Source organism: Selenomonas sp. (assembly GCF_052169755.1).
GTDB lineage: Bacteria > Bacillota > Negativicutes > Selenomonadales > Selenomonadaceae > Selenomonas.
In genome coordinates, this window is sequence record NZ_JBQNBV010000094.1 from 1 (window position 1) to 8,370 (window position 8,370).

The following is an 8,370-nucleotide window of genomic DNA, read 5'->3' on the forward strand; positions in this document are numbered from 1 at the left end:
CTTTTTGCGCGTCTTGGGTCCGGAGCCTTGGAACGTGGCTTATGTCTAGCCTTCGCGCCGTCCGGCGGACGGGCGCTATGGCGATAATCCGAATCGTTTGTATCAGCATCATCAATTTCAGGTCATCATGAAACCGTCGCCCGACAATATTCAGGAGCTTTATCTGCAAAGTCTTGAGAGCCTTGGCATCGATCCGAAGCAGCATGATATTCGTTTTGTCGAGGACAACTGGGAGTCGCCGACTTTGGGCGCTTGGGGACTTGGCTGGGAAGTCTGGCTCGACGGTATGGAGATCACGCAGTTCACTTACTTCCAGCAGGTCGGCAGCGTGGACGTCAAGCCCGTGTCGTCGGAGATCACCTATGGGCTGGAGCGGCTTGCTATGTATATTCAAGGCGTGGAGAACGTCTTTGATATTCAGTGGACGGCGGATTATACTTACGGCGACGTTTTTCACCAGAACGAGGTTGAGCAGTCGGCGTATTCTTTCGATCTGTCGGATGAAGCGCTGCTCTTTGATCTCTTCGATAAGTACGAGAAAGAGGCTGTGCGCGTCATTGAGCTTGGTCGTGTCCACCCTGCGTATGATTATGTCTTGAAATGCTCACACGCGTTCAATTTGCTTGATGCACGCGGAGCGATCAGCGTCTCGGAGCGCACGGCATTCATCGGGCGCGTGAGAAGGCTCGCGCGGCTCTGCGCACAGTGCTATTTGAAGCAGCGCGAGGAGCTGGGCTATCCGATGCTGAAAAAGGGGGCGAGGGCATGAGCAAGGATTTGTTGTTGGAAATCGGCACGGAGGAAATTCCGGCGCACGCGATGCCGGGGATGCTCAAGGAGTTGGGCGAAAACGCCGAAAAAGCGCTCAAGGAGCTGCGCCTTGCACACGGCGCGATTCGGACGCTCGGCACGCCGCGCCGCCTCGCGCTCATCGTCGAAGACTTGGCGGAAAAGCAGGAGGATGTCGCGGAGGAGAAGCGCGGTCCGTCCGTACAGGTGGCGTTCGATGCTCTGGGAAAGCCGACGAAAGCGGCAGAAGGCTTCGCCCGCGGGCAGGGTCTTTCTGCGCAAGAGCTTACGGTGCGCGACGGCTACGTCTACGCGCTTGTCGAGGAAGCGGGCGAACGTGCGGAAAAGGTGCTGGAAAAAATGCTGCCTGACCTCGTATGTGGTCTTTCTCTGCCGAACAGTATGCGGTGGGGCGATCTCGACTTTCGCTTCATCCGTCCTTTGCGCTGGCTCGTCGCGCTCTACGGTGAGACGGTCGTTCCCTTCGAACTGGCGTGCGTCAAGAGCGGCAATACATCGCGCGGACATCGCTTCCTCAGCACGGGGGATTTCACGATCAAAGACGCTGCGCATTACGAAGATGCCTGTGAACAGGCTTTTGTCATCGTCGATTCTGCGCGTCGGAAGGCGATGATCGAAAAGGGGCTTGTTGAGACGGCGAAAGCGCATGGCGGCACGGCGGAGATCACGCCGGATCTCCTGGAAGAGGTGCTGTACCTCGTCGAATATCCGACGGTACTCGCGGGCAGCTTTGAGGACAGGTATCTTGCGCTGCCGCCCGACGCCGTCATCACACCGATGCGCGATCATCAGCGCTACTTCCCTGTGAAAGCGGCGGACGGCAGGCTTCTGCCGCTCTTCCTCACGGTGCGAAACGGCGGCAAAGAGCATTTGGCGACGGTGCAGCATGGCAACGAGCGCGTGCTGCGCGCACGTCTCGCCGATGCGCAGTTCTTCTTTGATGAGGACAGAAAGAAGAGTCTCGAAGAACATGCGGAAAAGCTCAAGACCGTCGTGTTTCAAGAAGGGCTTGGCACGGTCTACGACAAGTCGCTGCGCTTGGAAAAGCTCGCGGGCAAGATCGCCGATGCCATCGGTGCAGACGCCGCCGAGAAAAAAGCGGCGGAGCGTGCAGCGCGTCTTTCCAAAGCGGATCTCGTCACGGGGATGGTCACGGAGTTCACAGAGCTGCAGGGCGTCATGGGCAAGGAGTATGCGCGTCTTGACGGCGAGGGCGAGGATGTCGCTGTCGCCATTGATGAGCACTATATGCCGCGCTTTTCCGGCGATCTGCAGCCAAAGACGTGCGCCGGACTCGTCGTGAGCCTTGCGGATAAGATGGACAACATCGTTGCGACGTTCAGCCGCGGACTTATTCCGACGGGATCGCAGGATCCTTTCGCACTGCGCCGACAGGCGCTCGGCGTGGTGCGCAGCGTCATCGAGGCGGGCGTCGCCGTTTCCCTGCGCGATCTCGTCACATGGACGATGGATTTGCTCAAGATTGCAGATGACAGGGCGCGTGAGAAGATGCAGTCGGATGTCGCTGATTTCATGCGCCTGCGCTTGAAAAATGTCCTCGCTGAAGAAGGCGTGCGTTACGATATCGCCGATGCTGTGCTCGGCGATATCGACGATCTGCGCCGCGTGCTGCTCAGAGCCAACGCGGTCGCCGAGCAGCTTGCCGCGTCCGATACGGCGGCTGCCGTGCAGGCTTTTGTGCGCGTGGCGAACCTCGCGGCGAAAGCGGATGGGACGGCGGACATCGATGCGGCGCTTTTTGAAACGGAAGAAGAAAAGGAACTGATGAAAGCCTATACTTCTGCCAAGAGCGCGGCGGAGAGCTTGATCGAAGCGCACGACTATGTCGGCGCGATTGACGACTTCAAGGATCTCGCCGAGCCGATCAACGCATTTTTCGATGCCGTCATGGTCATGGCGGACGACAAAAATGTTCGCCAGAACCGTCTCGCGCTTTTGCGGGGCATCGACGATCTCCTGCGCGAAGCCGCAGATTTCAGCAAGATTGTGCAGGTGTAGAAAATAGGATGCGCAAGGGGCATGAGCGTTGGCTTGTGTCCCTTTTGTTACAGCGGATGCGGCGTGAGACGGCGGCGCTTTTTGACCTTGGCGCGGACGGGATGCTCGGATGGACGGAAATTTTGCTGTCAGCCTGCAAGTCCTAGAAAAAAGGGGGGATGTCTTGCAGATAAAGTGTATATGTGATACTATACGAAGTATGCAGTATCTGTTATCGCAGGTTGAGATTGCTTTTTTATAGGACGGATGCGTCGGGCAAGTTTCTATTGGAGGCGATGGCTGCGAATCGCTGCGATGGGTTTTATTACAGCGAAGTTAATGTCTTGCGGGGGGGGGCATTTGTGCTATCATTACGTATAGAACATATTTTGTATTCTTAGTTTTTGTGGCAGTGGTTTTGTAGAGAAAAGTAATTTGCTGGAGAAAAAAATTTTCTTTATTTGTGGCGAATATCAACGATTCTTGCGCGAGGGCTATATCCGGCAAGTTTTAGAAGAGATGCGATGCACAATGCAGCGAGCGGCTTGATTTTGCAGAATTACTGCCGTGAAAGGGATGAAAGAAATGAATGGACTTACGGTGGTAAAAAAGATTATCCTGAGCTTCGTGATCTTGATCGTGATGTTTCTGGGTTTTGGCATCTATGCAAACTATTCGGGCAGCGTGCTGAATCATTCGACGACGGATCTCATGGATTGGACGCGGGGCTTGAACATGGCGTCGAGACTTTCCGACGCTGCAAACGAAACGCGCGTCTTTGCCCTGCTGAAGGCGATTGCGCCGGATCCTCAGACGCGCGCGCAGCTTGAACAGCAGCACGAAGCGAGCAAGAAGAATGTCGAAGCTGTTTTCGATGATTACAGAAAGATGCTCAGTGAGACGACGTACAACAGCGAAGAGGTACGCCGTTCGGATCAGGAGCTTTTTGACAACGAGTACAACGCTTGGCAGGAGTATCTGAAAGTGGGCGACGAGGGCGATCGTCTTTTCGCTGAAGGAAAAACAGCGGAAGGGCTGGCTTTCATCGATCAGAAATGGAGCAAGAGCTATCAAAAGTTGGAGAAGCTCATTCTGGAGGATGAGGACCGCGCTATGAAGGGTGCGGATCAAGTCGATAAGGAGGCAGACGAGGTCTATGCGCGTATCGTCATGACGACGGTCATCGTCACGATCCTTGTGCTCATCGTCGCGATCATCTGCGGCTACTTCCTGCTGCATACGATCCGAGGCTCCGTCACGGCGACGCTTAATGCTTTGAGGAAGGTTGCCGACGGTGATTTGAGCGTGAAGCTGGCGATGGATTCGGCGGATGAGTTCGGGCAGATGGCAGAGGCGTGCAACAAGATGCTGCACAATGTGCGCTCGATGACGCGAAAGATCCAGGAGACGGCAAGTTCGGTCTCCGACTCTTCCGGCGCTTTGACAAGCACTTCCGAGCAGTCGGCGCAGGCGACGCAGAACGTCGCTGAGTCCATCACGGAAGTGGCGGGCGCAGCGCAGGCGCAGCTTGATTCCGTCGCGGAGGCGAAGCATCAGGTGCATGCTTTCACACGCGGGCTTGAAGATGCGATGCAGACGATCGAGCAGGTTGCTGCCGATATCGAGCATACGTCACAGCGAGCGGAGGAGGGCAACAAGCTCGTCCTCTCGACGGTCGAGCAGATGAACGCGATTGCCGATACGGTCATCTCTTCGTCGAATGTCGTTGCGAAGCTCGGTGAGCGTTCAAAAGAGATCGGCAACATCGTCGAGGTCATCTCGAACATTTCCGGACAGACGAATCTCCTTGCGCTGAACGCCGCCATTGAAGCGGCGCGCGCAGGTGAGCACGGACGCGGCTTCGCCGTTGTCGCGGAAGAAGTGCGAAAACTCGCCGAAGAGTCACAGCATGCTTCGCAGCAGATCGAAGAGCTCATTCGCGCCATCCAGCAGGAGACGAATGAGGCGGTGCAGGCGATGGAGGTTGGCCGCGAGGAAGCCGAAAAGGGGCGCGAGAATGTCACGGCGACGGGCAAGGGCTTCTCGGAAATTCGCGATATGATCCAACGCGTGCAGGAGAATTCCGCCGCCATAGAAAAGACGATGTCGGATCTCTCGCACCGTGCTGTCAAGATTGACGATGCGACGGGCAAGATACACGACTCCGCCTCGAAGGTTGCAGCGGAAGCTGAAAATGTATCCGCTGCGACGGAAGAGCAGGCGGCAGGCATGGAAGAGATCGCTGCAAGTACGCGAGGTCTTTCTGATATGGCGCATGACCTCAACCAGGCCGCAGCGAAGTTCAAGACCTAAGTGTGATATAGGGGTGCAGAAAGCTGCCGCATAAAGTCTGATCGGCTTTATGCGGCAGTTTTATCTTTCTTTGGGAAAATGATATTTTTTTCGATAATAAGGATGTACTTTGAGGAAGCGTTGAATTTATCCGTGATTTCCTAAGAAAAGGGAGTGGACACATGAAGAGTTTTGCGGGCAGATGCGCTGCCATTGTATTGGCAGCCGTCGTTTTTTGCATTGGCGGCTATTGGTTTTTCTTTGCGGGCGGCAGTGCGGGATTCAGCACGGGCGGAGGACAGGAGGCAGCCCGAGGAGCTGAGAGTCGGGGTGAGGAGCATGGAGGCAAAGCGGCTGAGGGCGGCGAGGCGGCCGCTGTCGATGCCAACGAGGTGAAGGAAGCGCAGGAAAAGGCGAAAGATGAAGCCGGAAAGGAGAAGCAGGAAGGCAAAAGTCCGTATCCTTTGCAGGTCATGATCGTGGAGGCAAAGCGCGTTGAGATGATCGAAGGCGCGAAAGCAAAGGGGCCGTTCCTCATCGTCAAGGCGTCGATTGCGAACTCTGACAAGACGCCTGTGAGCGTCGTGCCGCAGGGGATGGCGCTCATGGACAGCAAGGAGGGGCGGCACAGCGTATCGAAGGACGGCATGGCGGCGCTTGCCGCCCAAAGGACGCCGGTATTCAGCGCCGTGGATATTCCTGCCGGTGCGGTGGCGACGGCGAGCCTTGTATTTGAGCTGGATGAGGACGAGCATCCGGCGGTATTGACGATCCAGCCGGCGGGCGGCGGCGATGTGATGAAGTTTCATTTGCCGGACAGTGTGAAGGGGATTTAAAGGAAAAAGGCGCCGGCGGGAGCCTTTTTCTTTGCGCTTACAGGCGCTCGGCGAGCGCTTCGGCGGTGGTCTTTTGCTCTTCTTCGGACAGAGGATGATCGTCGGGGAAGTTTTTGATATGATTCAGCACATCGTCCGCAGAGGTGTAGCAGCCGTCGATCTCTTCGGCGAATTCTGCGCGTGTGAAGTAGACGCTGCCTTCGATCCACGGGCGCACGCCGAAGGATGCGAGATACGACTGCAATTCACGAATATCGCGTTTCATTTGCTGCAGAGGGTTCTTCATCGGTACCCGGTACGGGGTACCCTTGCTGCCGACCTTGTGACGAATCCAGTCGCTGCCTGGCGTCGGCTCGATCTTGCCAGAGCGCGTCTTTACATCGACGATGAAGACACCGTTTGCTCCGACGATGACAGCATCGAGGTTCGTGCGCACGCCGATGCTCACATTCATGAAGATTTGAAAATCCTCGGGCAGTGCTTTGAGAAATTCGACATCTTCCGTACTGCCTTTTGTCGTCGTTTTCTCTTTGCGTGCGCTGCTTCCTGCGCCGAGCGTGACGGCGGCGAGAATCAAGCCTACGATAATGTAGAGTGCGTAGGGATTCGGATCGAGGAAGATCAATCCTGCGAGCCAGAGTAAGAATACGACGAGGGAAACGGCTGCAAGGAAGCGATAGGTCAGCTGATTCACATGATCTGCGGTCATGTTTTGCTGCGAAAGATTTGCCATGAGGAAGGCTCCTTTCTTGGGAAAATTTAATAAGACAAAAAGCCTAGAAAGTTTAGGTTTTTTATTAAGACGGCGCTGGATTTAGACGATATAAAATGCACAAGGGAAATAAAAATTTGTTACTTCAAACCCCTTGGATTTTAGGAGGTGTCCGTCATGATTGACAAGGTTGCAAAAATCACCCGCATGAAGGGCGCCGTCTATGATGTGCGTCGCCGTGAGGCGAAGGACGGCGAGGGCGGGAACAAGAAGGAAAACTTCAAGCGTATGCTCGACTCGGCGATGGAGAAGAATAAAAAGAGCCGTGAAGAAAGAGAGCAGGATGCCGTGCCGGAAGCGTATCATCTCGATGTGAACCGTGCTACGCAGTCGCTGTTTTATCGAAGCGGACAGACGCTTGATCTGTCCGGTCTGGCGAGTCGTATCCATGTTGGATGATGCCCGCTTTATGCAGGAAGCGCTTAAGGAAGCGCAGGCGGCGTTTGATGCAGGCGAGGTACCTATCGGCGCTGTACTCGTCGATGCTGCGGGAGAGATCGTTGCGCGTGGACACAACATGCGTGAGACGTGGCATGACGGCACGGCACATGCGGAGATCATCGCGCTCCAAAAGGCGGCGAGGAAGCTTGAGCGCTGGCGTTTGTCGGGGCTGACGCTCTATGTCACGATTGAGCCTTGCCCGATGTGTGCGGGTGCGCTCGTCATGAGCCGCGTTGATCGTGTCGTCTACGGTGCGCCGGACGTGAAAGCGGGCGCGTGCGAGTCGCTTTTCAACATCGTCAGCCATCCTGCGCTTAATCATCAGCTGGAGATGCGCGCGGGCGTTCTTGAAGACGAGTGCCGCGCTGTCATGAAGCGTTTCTTCGAGGAGCGGCGCAAAAAGCGCAGCGAAGTGAAGAAGCAGATGGAAGATGCGGCTGAAACATCCGATTGAAGGCTGACGATGTTAAGGAAGCATGGATAAGGCAGTCATGCCTTAAATATCCCAAGAGAAAAGTTCGGGGCGCGGTGTGGCGCGATCGATCTCATTTAATATCCAAGAGGCGTTCTCGTGTGTGGCGGAGAACGCCTTTTCGAGTGCTTCTTCGTATTTTGCGGGAATATCCATCTCGTGCAGCGCCATGTGCATATAGTCTTTCGCGACGAGGACGACGCCTCGCTCGGCGGCGAGCTGCGCCTTGAAGCGGTAGCCGTAGTATAGATAGCTGTTGTGCTTGACGGGGATGTTCTCGTAGGCGGCGATGCGTTCGTCGCATTCGGCTTCGGCGTCGGCAGCGCGTCCCATGTCATGCAGGATGTTCCAGCGTGCCGCCCAAAGTTCGCCGCGCAGGATGAATTTATACAGGTAGTCCGTACCTTCGGCAAGCTCGATCGCGAGATTTATATGTTCGAGCGCGGCATCGTTTTCCTTCGCAGCGTGTTCGATCTCACTCAGGCGCTGCAAGGCGAAGATTTTTTCTTCAATATCCTCGCTGTTTCCCTCGTCGACTTCTTGATCGAGAACGGAGTGGAAAAGCGCAAGCGCTTCTTCCGTCTTGCCGATTTCCTGCATCGCCAGAAAATGTCCGAGCCGCGCACGCGCGTGCCAGTCGCCAAAACCGCCGGAAAAAAGCACACTCGGCGGCTGTCGCTTGCTCGTGAGTACAAGATCGACGAGTGCATCAAAATCCTCAGTTGTCACGAATGATTCCTCCCTTGGAC

At 55.7% G+C, this 8,370-nt stretch carries 7 protein-coding genes and 1 pseudogene; 6 read left to right on the forward strand and 2 right to left on the reverse strand.

The genetic code is table 11. The features are described from left to right. The 4 genes and pseudogenes from glyQ to ACTTKG_RS07545 all read left to right on the forward strand — a co-directional run. Positions 1-769: pseudogene (gene glyQ, locus ACTTKG_RS07530) on the forward strand (glycine--tRNA ligase subunit alpha); the annotation flags it as partial. Then, positions 766-2,829, forward strand: coding sequence for a glycine--tRNA ligase subunit beta (gene glyS / locus ACTTKG_RS07535; RefSeq protein WP_442673607.1), 2,064 nt, complete (start codon positions 766-768; stop codon positions 2,827-2,829). The pseudogene glyQ and the gene glyS, both read left to right, overlap by 4 nt. A gap of 564 nt (positions 2,830-3,393) precedes the next feature. After that, positions 3,394-5,121 carry a methyl-accepting chemotaxis protein gene (locus ACTTKG_RS07540; protein ID WP_442673608.1) on the forward strand — a complete coding sequence of 576 codons (1,728 nt, stop codon included), beginning with the start codon at positions 3,394-3,396 and terminating at the stop codon, positions 5,119-5,121. Positions 5,122-5,282: 161 nt separating this feature from the next. Beyond that, the gene (locus ACTTKG_RS07545; protein WP_442673609.1) at positions 5,283-5,936 is read left to right on the forward strand and encodes a DUF4352 domain-containing protein; all 654 of its coding nucleotides are present in this window, start codon (positions 5,283-5,285) and stop codon (positions 5,934-5,936) included. Between the two features lie 37 nt (positions 5,937-5,973). On the opposite strand, the gene ACTTKG_RS07550 is transcribed toward ACTTKG_RS07545, so the two are convergent. Beyond that, the gene (locus ACTTKG_RS07550; RefSeq protein WP_442673610.1) at positions 5,974-6,669 is read right to left on the reverse strand and encodes a nuclease-related domain-containing protein; all 696 of its coding nucleotides are present in this window, start codon (positions 6,667-6,669) and stop codon (positions 5,974-5,976) included. A gap of 156 nt (positions 6,670-6,825) precedes the next feature. Here ACTTKG_RS07550 and ACTTKG_RS07555 point away from each other — a divergent pair, with 156 nt between their 5' ends. Both ACTTKG_RS07555 and tadA read left to right on the forward strand, forming a co-directional pair. Continuing rightward, positions 6,826-7,107, forward strand: a complete 282-nt coding sequence (locus ACTTKG_RS07555) for a rubrerythrin (RefSeq protein WP_442673611.1) — start codon at positions 6,826-6,828, stop codon at positions 7,105-7,107. Then, positions 7,097-7,603, forward strand: a complete 507-nt coding sequence (tadA, locus tag ACTTKG_RS07560; protein WP_442673612.1) for a tRNA adenosine(34) deaminase TadA — start codon at positions 7,097-7,099, stop codon at positions 7,601-7,603. Before ACTTKG_RS07555 ends, tadA begins: the two co-directional genes overlap by 11 nt. A 42-nt stretch (positions 7,604-7,645) precedes the next feature. Here the strand turns inward: tadA and ACTTKG_RS07565 are convergent, their stop codons facing one another. Next, entirely contained in the window at positions 7,646-8,350 is a 705-nt protein-coding gene (locus ACTTKG_RS07565) for a tetratricopeptide repeat protein (protein WP_442673613.1), read from the reverse strand. Positions 8,351-8,370 lie beyond the last annotated feature (20 nt).